This is a genomic window from Paludifilum halophilum, assembly GCF_002245355.1.
GTDB lineage: Bacteria > Bacillota > Bacilli > Thermoactinomycetales > DSM-45169 > Paludifilum > Paludifilum halophilum.
Genome location: NZ_NOWF01000002.1, coordinates 61,113 through 80,534, shown reverse-complemented (window position 1 = coordinate 80,534; position 19,422 = coordinate 61,113). Strand labels below are relative to the sequence as shown.

Annotated in this window: 12 protein-coding genes, 2 pseudogenes and 1 riboswitch; of the genes and pseudogenes, 13 read left to right on the top strand and 1 reads right to left on the bottom strand. The window is 52.0% G+C overall.

Annotated elements, in window-relative coordinates:
- Positions 1-7 precede the first annotated feature (7 nt).
- The 10 genes and pseudogenes from CHM34_RS03255 (at position 8) to CHM34_RS03210 (ending at position 14,483) form a co-directional block, all read left to right on the top strand.
- Entirely contained in the window at positions 8-1,450 is a 1,443-nt protein-coding gene (locus CHM34_RS03255) for an aldehyde dehydrogenase family protein (RefSeq protein ID WP_094263171.1), read from the top strand.
- Between the two features lie 229 nt (positions 1,451-1,679).
- A complete protein-coding gene (locus tag CHM34_RS03250; RefSeq protein ID WP_094263170.1) occupies positions 1,680-2,381 on the top strand; it encodes a response regulator transcription factor in 702 nt (233 codons plus the stop codon).
- A complete protein-coding gene (locus CHM34_RS03245) occupies positions 2,378-3,382 on the top strand; it encodes a sensor histidine kinase (RefSeq protein ID WP_094263169.1) in 1,005 nt (334 codons plus the stop codon). Before CHM34_RS03250 ends, CHM34_RS03245 begins: the two co-directional genes overlap by 4 nt.
- 102 nt (positions 3,383-3,484) lie before the next feature.
- The gene (locus CHM34_RS03240; RefSeq protein WP_094263168.1) at positions 3,485-3,673 is read left to right on the top strand and encodes a hypothetical protein; all 189 of its coding nucleotides are present in this window, start codon (positions 3,485-3,487) and stop codon (positions 3,671-3,673) included.
- A gap of 758 nt (positions 3,674-4,431) precedes the next feature.
- A pseudogene (locus tag CHM34_RS03235) lies at positions 4,432-7,396 on the top strand (Tn3 family transposase).
- Between the two features lie 93 nt (positions 7,397-7,489).
- A complete protein-coding gene (locus tag CHM34_RS03230) occupies positions 7,490-8,128 on the top strand; it encodes a tyrosine-type recombinase/integrase (RefSeq protein WP_240511849.1) in 639 nt (212 codons plus the stop codon).
- A gap of 670 nt (positions 8,129-8,798) precedes the next feature.
- Complete coding sequence (locus CHM34_RS03225; protein WP_141201623.1) at positions 8,799-9,782, top strand: hypothetical protein; 984 nt, start codon at positions 8,799-8,801, stop codon at positions 9,780-9,782.
- A 264-nt stretch (positions 9,783-10,046) separates the two neighbouring features.
- Positions 10,047-10,358, top strand: a complete 312-nt coding sequence (locus CHM34_RS03220) for a tyrosine-type recombinase/integrase (RefSeq protein WP_240511848.1) — start codon at positions 10,047-10,049, stop codon at positions 10,356-10,358.
- A 264-nt stretch (positions 10,359-10,622) separates the two neighbouring features.
- Entirely contained in the window at positions 10,623-12,581 is a 1,959-nt protein-coding gene (locus CHM34_RS03215) for a BglG family transcription antiterminator (protein ID WP_094263166.1), read from the top strand.
- Positions 12,582-12,597: 16 nt separating this feature from the next.
- Positions 12,598-14,483 (top strand): annotated as a pseudogene (locus CHM34_RS03210) (fructose-specific PTS transporter subunit EIIC).
- A 179-nt stretch (positions 14,484-14,662) separates the two neighbouring features.
- Here CHM34_RS03210 and CHM34_RS03200 read toward each other — a convergent pair.
- Positions 14,663-15,811, bottom strand: coding sequence for an aminotransferase class I/II-fold pyridoxal phosphate-dependent enzyme (locus CHM34_RS03200; RefSeq protein WP_094263163.1), 1,149 nt, complete (start codon positions 15,809-15,811; stop codon positions 14,663-14,665).
- A 224-nt stretch (positions 15,812-16,035) separates the two neighbouring features.
- Positions 16,036-16,226: riboswitch (cobalamin riboswitch) on the top strand.
- A 156-nt stretch (positions 16,227-16,382) separates the two neighbouring features.
- Between CHM34_RS03200 and CHM34_RS03195 the strand changes: the two genes are divergently transcribed.
- The 3 genes from CHM34_RS03195 (at position 16,383) to CHM34_RS03180 (ending at position 19,413) form a co-directional block, all read left to right on the top strand.
- Positions 16,383-16,745, top strand: a complete 363-nt coding sequence (locus tag CHM34_RS03195; RefSeq protein WP_094263162.1) for a (2Fe-2S) ferredoxin domain-containing protein — start codon at positions 16,383-16,385, stop codon at positions 16,743-16,745.
- 362 nt (positions 16,746-17,107) lie between these two features.
- Positions 17,108-18,010 (top strand): uroporphyrinogen-III C-methyltransferase, encoded by a 903-nt coding sequence (gene cobA / locus CHM34_RS03185; RefSeq protein ID WP_094263160.1) that lies wholly within the window; start codon positions 17,108-17,110, stop codon positions 18,008-18,010.
- Complete coding sequence (locus CHM34_RS03180; RefSeq protein ID WP_094263159.1) at positions 18,007-19,413, top strand: cobyrinic acid a,c-diamide synthase CobB; 1,407 nt, start codon at positions 18,007-18,009, stop codon at positions 19,411-19,413. The genes cobA and CHM34_RS03180 overlap by 4 nt, the downstream gene beginning before the upstream one ends.
- Positions 19,414-19,422: the final 9 nt, after the last annotated feature.

The window sequence follows — 19,422 nt, the reverse complement described above, 5'->3', positions numbered from 1 at the left end:
CTCACTGATGAACGCGGAAGCTGCGGAGCGTAAATATGGAGCGGATGAGGGAGTGCTTACGCGAAGAAAGTGGATCGAGGTCCGCGATCCTCAGGACGACAGTCTGATCCGAAGGGTACCTGCCGCCGGTTCCCATGAGATGCATCAGGCGATTGAAGAGGCCAGCCAAGGGGTCCGGACAGCGGAGGAAATCCCCGTTCATCAGCGGATCACCATCCTCAATCGGGCGGCCGATGATGTGTGTTCCCGTTCGGAAACATTTGCGGCCACGATTGCCAGGGAAGGCAGTAAGACGATTCGTGAGGCGCGGAAAGAGGTGGCCCGCTGTGTGGAAACCTTGCGCTTGAGTGCCGAGGAAGCGAGGCGCCTGCAAGGGGAGACGATCCCCTTCGATCAGTCTCCGGGGGGTGAAGGCAGGCTGGGCTATTATTACCGTTTTCCCGTGGGCCTCATCGGGGCGATCACCCCCTTTAACGATCCGCTCAATCTGGTCGCCCACAAAGTGGGTCCCGCTCTCGCATCCGGCAATTCCATCATCCTCAAACCCTCCAGTCTGACACCCCTGAGTGCATTGATGCTTAAGGAATCCTTGGCGGAAGCCGGGTTGCCGGAAGGATTGTACACCGTAGTGACCGGCTATGGCGGTGAAGTGGGAGACGTTCTGGTTCAGCACCCCTCTGTCCGCATGCTCTCCTTTACCGGGGGAGTGAAGGCGGGAGAAGCCATCACCCGTAAAGCAGGTCTCAAGAAGATCAGCATGGAGTTGGGTTCCAATTCGCCGGTCATGGTGTTGCAGGATGCGGACGTCGAGGAAGCGGTGGAATCCACCGCCTCCGGAGCCTTCTGGGCGGCGGGGCAGAACTGTCTCGGTGTCCAGCGCGCCTATATCGAGGCGCCAGTCTATGAAGAGTTCGTTCACCATTTTCTCCGGCACACCATGGCCTATCGCGTCGGTAACAAGTTGGATGAAAAGACGGATATGGGCCCCCTCATTACCGAAGGGGAGGCGATCCGGGTGGAAAGTTGGGTTCAGGAAGCCCTGGATCGGGGAGCCCGCCTCTTGTGCGGAGGCAAGCGGGACGGCGCCTTTTACGCCCCGACCGTCCTGATCGATGTCCCCCCGGATTGCCGGATCGCCCGGGAAGAAGTGTTCGGTCCTGTGGTTTCCCTGTATCGGGTGGAAAATATGGATGATGCCGTCCGCGAAGCCAACCGGTACGACTACGGACTTCAGGCCGGCGTTTTCACCCGGGATCTGGAGAAAGCCTTTGAAGTGATCCGGCGTTTGGAAGCCGGCGGCGTCATGGTGAATGACAGCAGTGATTTCCGCATCGATGCCATGCCCTTCGGCGGTGTCAAGTCCTCGGGCTTGGGCCGGGAAGGTGTCCGATTCGCGATTCGGGAGATGACGGAAACCAAAGTCGTCTGCTTCCGGTTGAAGCATTCGTGAAAAGATTTTGGCCAAACGTTTTTCGAACGGACCGAAGAGGAGGAACCCTCTTCGGTTTTTTGTGTGATCGATTTTCCCAAAGAGAGAGCTCAACACTCTTTCTTCTTTTTGCTACCATTCTATAGAGGAAGAGAAGTCGGGGGGTCTATAGGGAGGGTCTTGAATGATCATCTCTCCCATGCGAGAGGGGTACCCTTCCCTTTGAGGGTAGGAATTTTGGAGGGATACGATGACAACGATCATGATTGTAGAAGATGACCCCAAGATTTGCCGATTGCTTCAAACCCATATGGAGAAGTATGGATATGATACGATCCTTATTGAGGATTTTGAACGGGTGATGGATCGGTTTCGAGAGAATCGCCCGGATCTGGTATTGTTGGATGTCAATCTGCCGAAATACGACGGATTTTACTGGTGCCGGCAAATCCGCGTGGTCTCCACTTGCCCGATTTTGTTCATCTCCGCTCGGGAAGGAAAAATGGATCAAGTCATGGCTTTGGAAAACGGAGCGGATGACTATATGACCAAACCCTTCTATTCCGAGGTGGTCATCGCAAAAATTCGAAGCCACCTGCGCCGGGCCTACGGTTCTTACGCACCAAGGGTGAAGGAGCGCACGATCGAACTCTCCGGCCTCATCCTGTATCCGGAGCGGCTGGAATTAACCTTAAACGGAAAGGGCGTCGAACTGGTCAAAAAGGAGTCTTTGCTCCTGGAAACCTTGATGGAACGTCCCATGCTCGTCGTCAGCCGGGAGCGTTTGTTGGAGAAACTGTGGGACGACCGGCAGTTCGTCGATGACAACACCTTGAACGTTTATGTGACCCGGGTGCGAAAAAAGCTAAAGGAATTAGAAATCGAAGGGGCTTTGGAGACAGTGCGCGGGGCAGGCTATCGGCTGAAGCCGACATGGAGGGACGAAAGATGAAATTGCTCCTGCGGGAACAGACTCCGCTCATGATCGTTTATGGACTGCAACTGATCCTAACCCTCCTTATTTACCGGTTGGCGGGCTTTGAGGACGAGTGGGTCGCTCTGTATGTTGTGTTTTTAAATATTTCCCTTTTGACCGTCTACCTGGTCTTTCGCTATTTCAGTCTCCGCTCCCTTTACAGAAGGTTGTCCCAGCCTCTCGAAACCTTGGATGAAACGATTCAAGACCGGGAGTTTTCACCATTGTCCGAGGCGATGGACGAGTTGTTGAAAACGCAATATCAACATTATAAAAGTGAACTGGATGAGTACGAACGGAAAATCCGGGATCATGTCACCTTTATCAACCAGTGGGTGCACCAGATGAAGACCCCGCTTTCCGTGATTCATCTCACGATTCAGGATGAGGACGGTCCCGTTTTTGACAGCATCCGCGAGGAGGCGGATCGCATCGGAAAAGGGCTGGAGACCGTCCTGCACACTGCTCGGCTGGATGTGTTCGATCGGGACTTCCATGTGGAACCGGTAAGCCTCTATCAAACAGTCAATCAGGTCATCCACGAGAACAAACGTCTTTTTATCCGGAATCGCGTTTATCCGGAGGTTCGAGTGGAAGAGGCGTTGATGGTGGAGTCCGATGAGAAGTGGCTCACCTTTGTCCTGGGTCAGCTGGTGACCAATTCGGTACGATATTCGGCGGGAACCGGCGAGAAAGTGACACTCTCTTCCTGGAGACGGGGACTCCATGTGGTATTGGAAGTACGGGATCGGGGCGTCGGAATCCCGAAGGAAGATATCCGGCGTGTATTCGAGCCGTACTTTACAGGGGAGAACGGCAGAAGGTACCGGGAATCGACGGGAATGGGACTGTACCTGGTCCGCGAGGTTTGTCAGCGTCTCAACCATCGGATCGAATTGGATTCGGAACCGGGGGAGGGCACCGCCGTTCGGCTGATCTTCAATGAACCCGTCCCCCTCACGGGAGCGAAGGGATAAAAAATGCCCGGATGACAGGGGCACAAATGGACAAAAAAATAACCCCGGTTGCGAATCAATCATTAAGAGGAATTTTGTTCAAAAGCAAAGAGGGTGTTTCGGTTGTTGAAAACCCGGTTGATGGTGCTGTCCTTTGTAATCGCCCTTTTCTTGTTCTGGATTCAAAACAACGCCAATGCCCGTCCGGTCCATCCCGGGTGGGAAATGCCGCCGAAAGACCATACGATCGAGGAAAAAGCCGAGGCCGTCAAGGAGAAGGCCGTGAGAGCGGCCTGGAACCTTGTGTCATAAAACCGGTTGAATATACCGGTGTTCAAGTGAACCGTATAAAAGGCGATTGTTCCTCCCAGGATAGGTACGGTGGAACAATCGCCTTTGTTTGGGAAACCCAGTGATGAGAGCATGTTGGAACATCCAATGGTGTTGTGGAAACTTAAGTTAAGAATGAACCTCATTCATCTTAGTCGATCTCTCCCTTGGAGGTAGAGGGAGCGAACGGCGATTTTGGTATCATCTCTCCATGAAATGGAAAAATGACTTGAGATCCATTTTTGGGTTCAAGTCATTTTTCCATTTAGTGCGATGGATATTGCTTTCACAGTGTGGATAAATGATCATACTTGTTGTAATACTGTTTCAGCAAATCGTCTTAACCTCACTTATGCGGAATCGAAAATGTAAATAAATAACACAAAAACCATTTATACCGGATCTTTTCAGAGAGATAAATTTCATCGGGGTACTCTAAGATTCAGAAAGGGATTTAAAGCCCGTATAAGCTCGCTACGAGGGTGTATGGTGGTGATTTAACAGAGGGGGCCTATTGGGAAGGGAGTTCATCAATCGGTTGCCAAGTCCGGTTCAGGTATCATATTGATTATTCCTTTCAACAAACCCGAAGTTCCTAATTTTCCCGAAGTTCCTAATTTTGTTTTGGTAATGGAACTTCGGAGTGTTTTTGTTTTTTTCTTGCTTAATCAACCCATCCCCGCTATACTCAGACCGATGAAAAGTACCGACTCCAGCTATTTTAGGAACTTTAGAAAGGATTGACACCTAAGTTGAAACAACAATGGACAAAGGAAGAACTTATTGAATACTTTAGTTTACTGCAACCAGAAAGGCAACTAATTGAAACGAAGAACTTCGAGACACGGTTGGGATTCGCTGTTTTGTTCAAATATTTTCAGCATGAGGCCCGGTTTCCTAACCGTGTTGAAGATGTTCCTCCTCCTGTCATTGAGTTCTTGGCCAAACATCTGCGGGTAAGCACAGATCAATTTGACCAGTATTCTTGGAAAGGAATTACTATTAAACGGCATCGTTCTGAGATCAGGAAATTCTTTGGATTTCAAGAACACTCAGCAAATGATCTCCAAGCAATTTCCCGGTGGCTGACGGATAAAGTATTAAGCCATAGTCACGACATTGCCGTAGTGAAAGAGCGTGTTTATGCCGAACTCCGGCAACGGAAAATCGAGCCGCCCGTGGACAATACGGTGGAAACGTTGGTTCGATCGGCTCTACATAATCATGAACAAAGATTTTTCGCTCAAACGTTCCACAGCCTTTCCCCTACCTCCATTTCTCGAATGGATGCGATGATCGATGACTGGGCCGATGCCGAGGATGATGTAACAGAAGAAGAAGGGTCAGAGGAACCGGAACGAATGACCTTCCGTAAGATCAATATGGGCCCTGGTCGCGCCAACAGAAAGAATTTGGAGGACGAAATCAAAAAACTCAAGGAATTACGCATGTTGGAGTTACCGCACGATCTGTTTAAGAATGTCCCTCCAAAAATCTTGAGGAAGTATCGGCTACGTTTCAGAGAAATTGGTTGAGATTCGGCGCCATTCTCCAGAAGTACGTTATACGCTACTGTCTACGTTCTTCTGGTCCCGGCACCAGGAGATCACGGACAGCTTAGTCGAGATGCTCATCACCATTATCCTGAACATTAACGGTCATGCCCAGCGTAGGGTAGACCGTGAAATATTGCAGGAGATCAAAAGAGTCCGCGGAAAGAACAATATCTTGGTCTCCCTCCTGGAAACGTTGTTGGAAAATCGGAACAACGTAATTGAGGACGCTGTGTTCTCTGTGGTCGAAGAAGAGACATTGCGCGATCTGTTAAGGGAATTGACCCATAACAAAGAGGTATATCGCAAAAAGGTTTATTACAAAATGCGCAGCTCCTACAGCAATACATACCGTACCGCGATCGGAGAGCTCCTCAACACTCTTGAGTTCCGTTCAAACAACTCCAAGTATCAGCCCATTATTGAAGCGCTGGACTTGATTCAAAAACATATTGGGACCAGGCAAAAGTATTTCGCTGTGGCCGATGACGTACCGATTAACGATGTGATCCCACCCAAATTCAAGAATGTGGTAGTAGAGGCAGACCAGAACGGCGATTTGCGCGTCAACCGCATGAACTACGAGATTTCCGTTCTTTACTCCCTGTGGGATAAGCTAAAATGCAAGGAGATATGGGTTGTGGGTGCCAATCGCTACCGCAATCCGGACGAGGATTTGCCTAGCGACTTTGTGGAACGGCGGGAAGAGTATTATGAATCCCTTGGCCTGCGACTGGACGCAGGTTCTGTCATTAACGATCTCAAGCAATCGTTGCATCGTGCGTTGGATCAGTTAAATCAGACCATCCCGCAAAATCCAAAAGTAAGGATCACCAACCACAAGGGAGGTTGGATTTCGGTCACGCCATTAGATCTACAGCCGGAGCCCGATCGTTTGGCTCAGCTAAAAAGTGAAATAGCCAAGCGTTGGTGGATGATCGAATTAATCGATGTCTTTAAGGAGGCTGACCTCCGTACAGGCTTTACGGATACTTTTCAGTCTCTGGGCATCCGTGAACAGTTGACTCGTGAAGAAATCCAAAAACGTTTACTTCTGTGCCTTTATGGATTGGGCACCAACATGGGCTTAAAAAGGATGGCCACCGGTAACATCGATATAACCTATGAAAACCTGCTATACATCAAGCGGAAGTTTATCCATCCCGAAAACCTGAAAGCGGCCAATATCCAGGTCGTGAACGCCATTTTGAAAGAACGGTTGGCCGAAGTGTGGGGAGAAGCCACTACGTCCTGCGCATCAGATTCCAAGAAATTCGGCTCTTGGGATCAAAATCTGATGACTGAGTGGCATCCCCGCTACCGCGGTCCCGGCGTCATGATCTATTGGCACGTCGAAAACAAATCTGCATGTATCCACTCGCAATTAAAGACCTGCACCTCTTCGGAAGTGGCCGCCATGATAGAGGGACTGCTCCAGCATGCCACCGAAAAGGAAGTCGATCGGAACTATGTAGATACCCATGGTCAAAGCGAAGTCGGCTTTACCTTTTGCCATCTGCTTGGCTTTAAGCTGATGCCCCGATTCAAAAATATCAGCTCACAAAAGCTGTATAAGCCCGATCACGGCATGACGGATGCGTATCCGAACCTGCAACCGGTACTGGCCAAGAATCCGATCAACTGGGATCTGATCCGTCAGCAGTACGACCAAATGGTGAAATACGCCGCGGCCTTGCGGTTCAACACCGCCGAAACCGAAGCGATTCTCAAGCGATTCAGCAAAAACCGAACTCATCCCGTGTACAAAGCATTGAGTGAGTTGGGCCGTGTGATCAAAACGATCTTCCTGTGCGAATACCTACAGCATGAGGAAACCCGGCGCGAGATCCACGAAGGCCTCAATGTGGTTGAGAACTGGAACTCAGCCAATAGCTTTATCTTCTTTGGCCGGAACGGAGAAATCCAAAAGAATCAGGTGGATGAGCAAGAGGTCGCAGCGTTGAGCCTTAACTTGCTTCAAAATTGCTTGGTCTATATCAACACCATCAAGATTCAGAATGTCATCAAGGAGCAAGGATGGCTAAACAGACTGACAACCGAAGATTTGCGCGCGCTTAGTCCGCTGATTTACAACCATATCACGCCGTACGGCAAATTTAACGTCGATTTGGATAAGCGACTACCGATATAGGAGGCGATCGCCATTCAAAACCGGACTTCGCCAAAAAAGAAGGCACGAGAACTGGCCAAATACCTTCGCGAAGAACGACCGGATTATGATTACTTGAAAGCTGTATTCCGGCACCTGCGCACTGAGTTGGAAGTCGATGTACCGCGGGCAAATAAGAAACTGCCCTATGTCCCCACAGAAGACGAGATTAAACGCTATTATGAAGCCGTCTGGAAGGCAAAGAACTTCCAGGACATGATGATCATAAAGACCCTGCTGTATACGGGTGTCCGCGTAAGTGAACTGATTAACATCAAGTTGAGCGACATTGATTTTCACCGCTGCCAGATCCGGGTGAACGAAGGGAAAGGAAAGAAGGACCGGATCGTGCCTTTCCCAACCGCCTTCAAGGAACTGTTGGCCATGCATGCCGATAACACGGAGAAAAAGAGTTCCGTTTACCTATTTGAATCGTCCCGGAAGAAAAAATACACCGACCGCGGCATCCGTAAAATCCTCAAAAAGTATTCCGATCAGGCTGGCATGGTCCAATCCATTTCACCACATAAGTTGCGTCACTTTCTGCTAACATGGCTCAAAAAACAAGGCATTGACGATGCACTCATCCAGCCTTATTCTGGACATGCAAGCCGTAAATCCCTTGAGGTATATTCTAAATTGACCATTACCGATGCTCAGGATGAATATGAGCGTTCATCCCTGAGTTCCCTGTATAAACACGAAATGACTTGAGTTCCCCTGCGGCCGATACTCCCTCTACCCGCGAAGACGACGGAGCGGAGCGACGGAGGGCGAGCCGAAGGCGAGAAAGGGCGCCGAAGGCGCGAATGTCGGACGACGGAAGGCGGACGACCGAAAGTTGCGAGGGAAGGGATATGTATATCCCGAGTAACAGGTAAGGAGATGATTTTCATGATTGAAGTGATAAGTATTATGGTTACTGTGTTTTTCGCGTTTTTACTGTGGGATATAACTTTTCAGTTAAGAAAAGTGGTAAAACTCTTAGAGTCTATGAACGATAAGCAATGACTTAGGGGTCTGTGTAACAATGGAACAGAGAACCCCATAAGTATTAGCGGACAATAAATAATCGCTCCCCGACGGGAGGGATTATTTTTATTATTTACATATATATACTTTTTTACCAATAATATTTATAATCACTTGTTTCTGGTCGCGATAATGAGAACAAGGCCCTGTATGTACCAATGCGCAGTCGAAAGGTTTGTTGTTCTCCCTTTAGCTTTTTCACATCGCCCTCGGGAGGAACCTTTCGAAGCCCCTCCAAAGCTTCTGACACTCCCCAATAAGGGAGTGTCAACTTTTTTTGTATACTACTTGAAATTGTGTATTCTTTTTGGCATTATTTTTATAGTAAAAATAAAAAGGAGTGTGAATATTGTTGAAAAAACAGATCATGTCTGTTGCATTGTCGGTCATAGCAACTTCCATGGCGTTTCTCCCTTTGCAGGTCTCAGCCCAAGACAATGTTAAGGAAATCGCTTTAAGTGATCAAAAGGGGCAACCAGAAGTACGTCAAGGAGAATATGTACTCCTCCACAACAAAGGCAAAGCTTTTGTATCCGATGCAATTAATAACAAGATCCCTGGTTCCCTCAAGATTAAAGAGCAGAATGGCCACAAAACGGATCTCGTAGGAGTTGGACTCTATAAGAAAAACGGGAGAGTACATACCGACTTTTTTCTAACGAACAAAAGTGAAATGTCGTTTGACGTGTTAGAGCAAAGGGCACAAAAAAAATCAGCTCAGAGGAGTCAAACTGTTAGTGCTATGGAGGATACTCCTTCTTACACAGACGGTTTTGAGTGGTCATTCTATGACGAGGAAACCGGTGAATTGTCCGGCACAATGACAAGTGATGTAGAATATTACAGGCAGGGTACAGCAACCGATGCTGACGGAAAAAAAGTTTCTGTTTGGGATGTCAAGTACTTTAATACTGTGAGACCGACCTATGCCGGATATTTTTGGCAGACGAGAGAATTAATTACCCGCTCCAGCGTGGAAGGCCGTTCTGGGGAGCAGATTAAGTCTTATGGTCCCCAGACAACTCCTGATGGTGCAGATGCCCAGGTCAGCCTCACTGGACTAGTTCCGACTTTTGCGTGGACCTTTAAGACCTACGATTCAAAGATTCAGGATACCTCGGATCTAACCGTTGATTATGGCAGATGGATCAGTGATATAACCTTGGGGACAGACGTTTCAAAATATACCTATGTTACTCAACCGGGTGTCCGGGTCACCAACAGTACGGGAAACATTTATTTTGATCACAGTCATCGGGTTTATTTTTACAAGAACCTGTCAGCAGATAACTATGGTTATACGGGTGTAATTACGCGAAACTGGCCGGATCTATAATAAAGACACTCTAGTATAAGAAACTCCCTTGTTGGCGGCAAGGGAGTTTCTTATACTTAGGACAGAATTCGGGTGCTTGCAGTGAATCCGATCTCGATGGCGTAAACGTGGAAGATGCCAGGGACTGAGGAAAAGGATTAAAGCACCGGGAGATTCCCTTAGTCGTGGAAGCCCGCGAGCCGCTCCCGGAGTACCTTCTATACCGCCGCCAGCTGGCGATCGATGGAAGCAGCGGACCCGATTTCGGGGGCAGGAGCCGCCTGAGTGGGCTGCTTGCCGGAAGGCCACCTGTTCTTAGGGCAACGCGGACCGCTTTCAGAGCGTGGCTCCGGAAAATCATCAAGAAGTATTCGGAATCAAGCTGGCATGGCCCAATCCATTTCACCACATAAGTTGCGTCACTTTCTGTTAACATGGCTCAAGGAACAAGGCATTGACGATGCACTCATCCAGCCTTATTCTGGACATGCAAGCCGTAAATCCCTTGAGGTATATTCTAAATTGACCATTACCGATGCTCAGGATGAATATGAGCGTTCATCCCTGAGTTCCCTGTATAAACACGAAATGACTTGAGTTCCCATAGGGTTCTCAAGTCATTTTCCCATTTAATGGAGAGATGATACCAAAATCGGCGTTCGCTCCCTCTACCCCCCTTGAGAGTCCCTCCAAACCCCCGTCGCTTTCTGAAGCGGCGGGGGTTTTGTGTGTTTGGTATGATTGGAACAACCGTTACCGCATGATCCGGTAATGGAATTGAAATACCTGCAGAATCGCACATGCTAAGATCAAAGAGAAGAAAACGCTTTCCCGTTTTCTTGTATCCGGGTGGTGACCCTCATGATTCATCAACGTCAAGTAAAGTTGCTTTATCGGTTGCTTCAATCCGATCGCCCCATTTCCGTGGGAGAATTGGCCCAAGATCTGTCTTGTTCGGAAAAGACGGTTCGCAACGATTTGAAAAAAGCGGAACGTTGGGTGAGGAAACATGCACCGTTGCAGTTGCTGCGAAAACCGGGTGTCGGCGTTTTGATCGAGGGCCCGGTTGTCGAAAAGAAGGGACTGCTGCGGGAGTTAAAGCGGATTTCGGTGGAATCGCCGTCTCCGCAGGATCCGGAAAGGCGCCAATGGAGGCTGATCCGGACGCTTTTGGAGGCGGACCGTCCCCTGACAGCCCGTCAATTGGCGAATCGGCTGTATATCAGTAAAGCATCCATCCATCTGGATTTGGATCAAGTGGAAGGATGGTTGAATCAGCAGGGATTGCAACTGGTGCGAAAACCGAACTGGGGGGTCCGGGTGAAGGGGGATGAAAAGGCATGGCGGTTGGCCCTCTCCCGAATCACGGAACAATTGAATGCCCCTGAATCCGCTCCTCCTTTGAAAAAACCCCAGGGTCTTTTTGCGGGGGATGTTCCAGCCATCCGGGAGGCGGTGCGCCGATTGGAGCGCTCTTTGGATTACTCCTTTACAGAAGAGGCTGTGACCAATCTGGTTACCCATATTGCGATCGCTATCCGGCGTATTAAACAAGGACAGACCATTCGGCTGCCCGACGAAGAGCTCGCCAAGCTGAAGAAGGAGCCGGAGTATGCGATGGCCGCAGGATTGGCCGAACAACTGAGCCGAGCCTTTGCTGTCGCTATTCCCGAAGCGGAAGTGGGTTATATCGCCATGCACCTCTTGGGGGCGAAGGTGCGTCGGAATGATCCCGCAGACCGGAGCGGGGACGATTTACGGTCCGCTCTAGAAAAAATAGACAAGGAAGCGGTGTTGTTGGCTCGTTCCCTCATCGCCGGGGTTTCAGAGGCTTTGGACTGCGGACTCCGGGAGGACCAAACCCTTCTCTTGGGTTTGGCGCTTCACCTTCATTCCGCCGTCAATCGGATCCGACACGGGTTGCGGCTGGATAACCCCTTATTGCGTCCGATTAAGGCGGACTACCGGACGATGTTTGAAACCCTGCTGACGGTATTGCCGGAACTGGAGGAGAAGTGGGGGATATCGTTTCACGAAGAAGAAGTGGCCTATCTCACCCTTCATTTTCAGGCCGCTCTGGAACGCCTTCATGGGTGTTCCGAAAAGAAGAAGGCTCTGTTGGTATGCACGACAGGGATGGGTACTTCCCAGTTGTTAACGGCCAAGCTGAACCGCCTTTTTCCTCAGCTTCGGGTGATGGATACGGTGGCCACTTATGAGCTTTCACCCTTTCTTCAAAATAACCGTCCTGATCTGATCATCAGCACCGTTCCTCTTTCGGAAACGGGAATTCCAACCGTTCGGGTCTCCCCTCTCCTGACTGAGAATGAACAGGAGCGGATTCGTTCCGCATTGGGGGAGAGAACGGTTTCGGCAGGAGCGGGGAGCCGGTATCCGGTCATCCGAAGCCTCCTCAATGAAGAGCGGGTGTTTCTCCGGGTAAAGTCGGAAACCGGGGAAGAGTTGCTTCGGAAAATGGGGAAAGAATTGGCCGCTGCGGGGTTGACGGCGGAAGCATATACCGACAGCCTGCTGGAGCGTGAGCGCCTTTCTTCGACGGCGATCGGTGAAGGCATTGCCATTCCTCATGGAGATCCCCGGCATGTGGAGAAACCGGGGATGGCGGTGGCTTCCTTGGAGCAGCCGATTTCCTGGGGAGGGGAGCCGGTGTGGCTGGTCTTTATACTGGCTTTCTCCCCCGAAGATAAAAAAATGACACAGCGACTGTTCCGGGAGCTGGTTGAATTAACGGATGATCCGGAGCAGTTAAAACGATTAAAAACGATCCAGGACCCGAGCGAGTGGGTTCAATCCTTTTAGGAAGAGGTGAAGACGGATGAAGCTGCTGGCAGTCACATCCTGTCCCAACGGCATCGCCCATACGTACATGGCCGCCGAAAAGCTGGCCAAGACAGCGGAGGAGATGGGTGCCGAGATCAAGGTGGAAACCCAGGGTTCCATCGGAGCGGAAAACGAGTTGACTGCAGAAGAGATCCAGGCAGCGGAGGGGATTATCCTCGCGGTTGATAAAAGTATCGACAGGAGCCGGTTTGAGGGGAAGCGGGTGGTGGAATGTCCGATTGCTGAAGCGATTCGCCAACCCGAGCAGTTGATCCAGCGGTTTACTGAGGGGAATGTACCGGTTTACCGGTCGGAGCGGCAGGAGGAGTCGGCGGAGACGGCCGATCCGGAAAAGGAGACCGGGGAAGGGAAGAAGAGTCGGGCCCAAAACCCGATTTACCGTTCGTTGATGAACGGAGTTTCTTATATGATTCCCTTTGTCGTAGTGGGAGGTCTTCTCATCGCCTTGTCCCTGGGACTGGGCGGAGAACCGACTGCCGAGGGGTTGGTCGTTCCCGAGGATTCCTTCTGGGCACCGATTCTTCAAGTGGGTGAGTCCGCCTTCTTGTTTATGGTCCCGATTTTGGCCGGTTTTATCGCTGTCAGTATCGCGGATCGGCCGGGTCTGGCCCCGGGAATGATCGGAGGATATATCGCGGCTGAGGGAAGTTTTTACGGAAGCGAAGCGGGTGCCGGGTTTATCGGCGGGATCATTGCCGGATTTCTCGCCGGATATATCGCCAAGGGAATCAAGTCCATTCCCGTACCCCAAGTCATCCAACCGATCATGCCGATCCTGGTGATCCCTCTGGCCGCCTCCATTTTGATTGCGGTATCCTTCATCTATATCCTGGGCTCACCCATTGCTTCGCTGATGGAGGGCTTAACCGCTTTCCTCAACGGGATGCAGGGGTCGAGCAAAATCCTGCTCGCCTTGGTTCTCGGTGCGATGATCTCCTTTGATATGGGCGGCCCGGTCAACAAGGTGGCGTTTCTCTTCGGTGCCGCGATGATCGGTGAAGGGCAAACCTTTATCATGGGGGCCTTGGCCGCCGCGATCTGCACTCCGCCTCTGGGTATGGGACTGGCATCACTGCTGGCCAAGCACAAGTATCAGAAGGAAGAGGAAGAAGTCGGGAAAGCCGCTTTGGCCATGGGATTGGTCGGTATTACCGAGGGGGCGATTCCCTTTGCCGCCGGTGATCCTTTGCGGGTGATTCCCAGCATCATGATCGGCTCGATGACGGCTTCCGCGATCGCTATGACAGCCGGGGTGACGGATAATGTTCCTCACGGGGGACCGATCGTCGCCGTGTTCCAGGCGATCGGCAATGTACCGATGTTTTTCGCCGCCATCGCCGCCGGAACGGTTGTCACCGCACTCATGGTCAATTTGTTGAAAAAACCTGTCTAACGAGGTGAACGTTTTTGAAAATGACCGATCTTTTAACGGAAGATTGTATCGTCATGGAACTGCAGGGAGAGAACCGGGACGCCGTCATGGAGGAACTGATCGACTGTTTGGACCGGGCCGGAGTTTTGTCCGACAGGGAAACGTTTAAAAACGATCTCTACGCCCGGGAGAAGCATGGGAGCACAGGGATCGGTTTCGGCATTGCCATTCCCCACGGCAAGTCCGCCGGCGTTAAAGAGCCCCGTGTCGCTTTTGGCCGCAAGCCGGACGGGGTGGACTGGGACAGCATGGACGGTGAACCGGCAAACCTGATCTTTATGATCGCTGTCCCGGAGGAGCAAGCCGGGGACGAGCATCTCAAGATTCTGCAGGCGCTTTCCCGCAAGCTGATCGACGACTCTTTCCGTCAAGCCTTGATGGAAGCGAAAACCGGGCAAGAGATCCTCGATCGGATCGGGGAGATGTGAAGAACCGAATCGGAAAAACCGGAGAGGCGTTCCGCCTCTCTTTTTTATGTTCACGAGAAATATGGCGAAAACACCGGCGGCGACTCACTTTTTACGGTGAGTCGCCGCCTTCTGTCTCAATGAGGCCCGTTGGCTTTAACGGATTCACCCGGTGGACGGGGCAGGGTTCCCGGTCTGCTTCAAAAACGGTTAATGCGTTCGGCGGCTTTTGCCAGCTGATCCTCCGGCTGGACCAGACTGATCCGGACATAACCTTCTCCCTCAGGGCCGAAGGCTTTTCCCGGAGTGACCACAATCCCCGCCTCCCGCATCAGCCGGAAGGTGAAATCCATAGAATCCCGGCCGCCGGGGGTTCGGGTCCAGACATACATGGTGGCCGGAGGCTTGGAAAGGGGCCATCCTGCCTGGTTCAGGCGGTCCATCAGTACATCCCGCCGGGACTGGTACGTGTTCACCTGTTGTTCCATAAAATCGAATCCCCGGGTTAAAGCCGCTTCCGCCGCTTTTTGAATCGGATAGAAGATTCCGTATTGGGTATGGGACATCATCGTTTCCATGATGTTTAGTACCTTTTCGTTCCCCGCCATGTAACCGATACGGCAGCCCGCCATGTTGAAGGTTTTGGAAAAGGAGTTGAATTCCACCCCGACTTCCTTGGCTCCCGGGACGGAGAGGAGACTGATTCCCCGCTTTCCGTCGAAAACCAGTTCGGAGTAGGTGAAATCGTGAACGACCAGGATATTGTATTTTTGGGCGAATCGGACGACTTCTTTGAAAAAGGAACGATCGGCGGTGGCAGTGACCGGATTGGCCGGATAATTGAGGATCATCATTTTCGCCCGGTTCAGAATATGCTGGGGAACCCGGTCCAACCGGGGCAGGTAGTCGTTTTCTTCTGTCAGTGGAAGGGGATAGGGTTGTCCGCCTGCAATCCGCACCCCGACTTCGAAAATGGGGTATCCCGGATCCGGAACTAAAACATAGTCCCCCGGATTGATCATTGCGGTGGCCAAGTGGGCCAGCCCATCCTGAGAACCGATCAGCTGAAGAACTTCCGACTCCGGATGAAGCTTGACATCATAGCGATCATTGTAAAAATCGGCCACTTTCCCGTTAAACGTGGGGATTGCTCCCATCGTATAAAAATAATCTTTGGAGGCATGTTGGATGATTTCCGTCACAAAATCGGGAGGGGGAAGATCTGGACTGCCGATACTCAAGTCGATCAGCGACTTCCCTTCCTTTTCCAGCCGCCGTTTTTCGTCCAGGATCTCGTTAAAAATCCCCCTGCGCAGCTGTTGAATATGGTTGGAAGCTTGGATGTCCATCTGCCTGATACCTCCTGGTTTTTCGTCTGATGGAAGAGAAGGGACGAAACCTTTTCCCATCAAAACGAGGAACGAAAGTTCAAGGTGTCAAGAAGAAAAAAAGATGGTGCGGGTACGGGGAGGGTCCTCTTTTGATCCGATCGGGGATGTCTGTCATGGGCCATTTCTTTTTCTTTCACTGGACAGGTTCGGTGGAAAGATTTATAGTAGAGATAGACTGAAAATTAAATCCAGTGAGAACAGGTGCTGATCCGATGATTCGGTTCGGCTTAAAAGGGAAGTCGGTTCGAATCCGACGCGGTCCCGCCACTGTGTTTGGGAGCAACCTGCCCGATGCCACTGTTCCGGAGGGAACGGGAAGGCGCAGGAAGCGATGACCATCAGCCAGGAGACCTGCCTGTTCTCAGCCGCCGTTGGTACCTACGAGGATGGGGAGGGCGACGTTGAGACCGTCCGTATCGAGAAGACGCGGTTCGGTGGACCCGACGTGCGCCATTTTCGCATCCTTTGTAAGGGATGCGTTTTTTATTTCCCGTTCTGATCCGATGGACGAATCCAAGGGAGGGAGTGGATGGGAACCTGGGACTTGAATGGAACTCGACACCACGTGTTGATCTGTAACGGGGGCAGTTGCATGCGGAAACAGGCGGAGGAAGTCACCCGGGCCATTCGCGGGGAGATCGCCGCCTTCGGGGCGGATCCGTGGATCCACACCACCCGAACCCGTTGCAATGGCCGGTGTGAAGACGGGTGTGTCGTCATTGTTTATCCGGATGGAGTCTGGTATCGGGGGGTGACCCCCGACAGCGGCCGCCAAATTGTCATGGATGACCTGGTCGGGGGGAAGCCGCCTTCCTGCGGGGTGAGTTACCGCTACGGGCGGGAGGGATTGATCTCCGTTTCCGATGCTCCAAAGGGAGTCCCGAAAAAATGAGAAGAGAATCGGAGTTTGCTCCAACCATCCTCTCAACTTGGTTTCTAGTGCCTCTTCAGGAAACTTTGATCGGTTTGATCCCTTGCCGGGGGTGGTCGGGCTGGCAGGCCGTCTCCGATCTCTTGCAAAAAACGCATAGTGAGACCGGGAAGCGGAGCGACCTTGGCGAGACTTGTGCTCTCCTGAGTGCAAAGGATCTACGCCGGCCAACCACCCTCCCAACTTGGATACCAGATGGGGCACTAGACAGGCTACTTAAGGGGGAGCTGGTCAATCGCCGAAAGTAGCTGTGTGCGATTTCACTGGTTCCGGACGGAAAAAGGTCCTTTTGAAATGGTCATCAGTCTGAAGGAGTGGAGTGCATGAAAGACGGAAGGGTCTACATTGTGGGAGCGGGACCTGGAGATCCGGAACTGATTACGGTCAAAGGGTTGAAAGCTCTCCGCAGAGCCGATGTACTGCTGTATGACCGGCTGGTTCACCCGCGTCTGCTGTCACAGACTTCCGAGCATTGCGAAAAAATTGATGTGGGGAAACGGGCGGACCGCCACCGGATGACCCAGGACGCCATCAATGAAATGTTGGTGAAAAAAGCCCGGGAACAGAAGCGGGTGGTTCGTTTAAAAGGCGGGGATCCTTTTGTCTTCGGACGGGGCGGTGAAGAAGCGGCGGTTCTGAAAAGCCGGGGGATTCCCTATGAAGTGATCCCCGGCATTCCGTCGGCGACGGCGGTTCCCGCCTATGCTGGAATTCCTGTCACTCACCGGGACTACAGTTCTTCCTTCATCGTGGTCACGGGGCACGAACGCCGGGACAAAAAAGAACCGAGGGTCAAGTGGAAGGATTTAGCCCAGGCGGCAGAGACATTGGTGATTCTGATGGGAGTGAAGCATCTGTCCCGAATTTGCGACCAGTTGCTTCGCCACGGACGACGCCCGGAGACACCGGTGGCCTTGATTCGCTGGGGAAGCCGGAGGGAGCAGGAGACCTGGACCGGGACTCTGGCGGATATCGCTCACGGGGAGGAGTCGGTCCGGTGGAAGGCTCCGGCAGTGATCGTCGTCGGGGAAGTGGTTCGCATGCGGGAAGCGATCGCCTGGTATGAACAACAATTCGGCGCTCACCCCGAAGAGGACCGATCGGTGACGGTGTTTGAGGATCATGGAGCGGTCCCCGGATTCGGATGGAAAGGAGACGAAATCGGATTACCGGCTGTCGAAAACGTTCATGATCCACTTTTACCGGGAAAGCGGGTGAAAGGATGAGGCGTCCCCGGGTTGTGATTGCGGGTACCGAAAGCGGAGTGGGCAAGACAACCGTCACCCTCGGGCTGATGGCGGCTCTAAAACAACGGGGATTGAAGGTGCAGGGCTTTAAGGCGGGCCCTGACTATATCGATCCAGGCTATCATACAGCTGTGACCGGACGCTCTTCCCGCAACCTGGATACCTGGATGATGTCCGGAGATACCATGCGGGAGATTTTCCTGCGCGGCGGCGAAGGGGCGGATATTTCCGTCGTGGAAGGGGTGATGGGCCTCTTTGACGGCCAAGATCCCCGAAGCGACCGGGGGAGTACAGCGGAGATCGCTGTCCGGTTGGACTGTCCTGTTCTCCTGATCGTCGATGTGCGAAGCATGGCCCGCAGTGCGGCGGCCGTGGTGTTGGGGTATCAATCGTTGAATCCTTCGGTTCGCGTAGCCGGTGTGATTGCCAACCGGGCAGGCGGTGAAGGGCACTATCGGCTGGTCAAGGAGGCCATCGAGCAGGAGTGCGGCGTTCCTGTTCTCGGGTGGCTGGAACGGGATGAAAAGCTGGAAATGGAGGAACGTCATCTGGGCTTAATTCCCGCCTTGGAACGGGGAGCATGCGATGAGCTGTTCCGGCATGCAGCCGAAGCAGTGGAAAAGGGAGTGGATTTGAAAACGGTGCTGGCTCAAGCGCAAAAGGCCTCTCCTTTATCGCTTCCGGAACGGCAGATGTTTGCTTCCCATGGCGATCGTCCGCATGCATCGCCCCGGATCGCCGTAGCCCGGGATGCTGCTTTTCACTTCTACTATCCAGAAAATCTGGAGTTGTTGGAACAGTTCGGGGCTACTCTCCTTGAATTCAGTCCGCTGGCTGGGGAACCGGTTCCGGAAGAGGCGGACGGGCTCTATATCGGGGGAGGGTTTCCTGAAGAGTTTGTCGATGATCTCTCTTGTCAGGAAAGAGTCCGTCGGGATCTCCGCTCGCGGATTCAACAGGGACTTCCCACTTATGCCGAGTGCGGCGGTTTTATGTTTCTCTGCCAAAGGATTATCGACCGCAAGGGAAAAAGCCATCCCATGGCCGGAGTGATCCCGGCGACGGTTCGGATGACGGACCGGCTGGCCGCTTTGGGGTACCGGGAAGTGACGGCCTTGCGGGACACACTTCTGCTCACGAAGGGGGAGAAGGCGAGGGGACACGAGTTTCACTATTCGGTGTTGGCGGAAGGGCCTCCGGGGGTACCTGCCTATGAGGAGAAGAGCCGTTTCGGCAGGGGAGAAACGGGTTTTGTCCAGGGAAATCTGCTGGCCGGTTACACCCATCTTCACTTTGCCTCCAACCCTCGAATGGTGGAACGTTGGCTGTCCCATGTGAAGAAAACAACCCGGAATATTGATAAGAATATGAATCATCGCTAAAAGACGGGG